General features: G+C 65.5%; 2 protein-coding genes. Both read left to right on the top strand.

What is annotated here, in order from left to right; translation table 11 throughout:
• A partial coding sequence (locus AACY45_RS28310) for a cytochrome ubiquinol oxidase subunit I (protein ID WP_339548772.1) occupies positions 1-324 on the top strand: 324 nt, incomplete at its 5' end.
• A gap of 20 nt (positions 325-344) precedes the next feature.
• The coding region (locus AACY45_RS28305; protein WP_339548773.1) for a cytochrome d ubiquinol oxidase subunit II at positions 345-473 on the top strand (129 nt) is incomplete at its 3' end.

Here is a 473-nt window from a genome sequence, read left to right as displayed (position 1 = left end):
CACATGAAGGCGCGCTGGTTCCAGCGCATCGCGCTCTGGGCGATCCCGCTGCCCTGGATTGCGATCGAACTGGGCTGGGTGACCGCCGAGCTCGGCCGTCAGCCCTGGGCGATTGACGGTGTCCTGCCGACCTTCCTCGCCAATTCCACGCTGACCCCGGCGATGCTGTGGACGACGATCATCGGTTTCACCGCGCTGTACGGAACGCTGGCGGTGATCGAGGTACGCCTGATCCTGGCGTCCTTCGCGCACGGGCCGGTCGAAGATCCGCTCGATGGCGCGCCGCACCCCACCGACGCGCCCGCCCTGGCCCCCGCTGCCTGAGGAGCATGATGATGCATCTATTGTTCGACTATGAAACCTTGCGCCTGATCTGGTGGGCGCTGCTAGGGGTGTTGCTAATCGGCTTTGCGCTGACCGACGGGTTCGACCTTGGCGTTGCCGCATTGCTGCCCTTCGTCGCGCGAACCGAT

Source organism: Pseudomonas sp. RA_35y_Pfl2_P32, assembly GCF_963970735.1.
Classification (GTDB): domain Bacteria; phylum Pseudomonadota; class Gammaproteobacteria; order Pseudomonadales; family Pseudomonadaceae; genus Aquipseudomonas.
The sequence above is the reverse complement of the archived record's forward strand: the minus strand, read 5'-3'. Positions and strand labels throughout refer to the sequence as shown.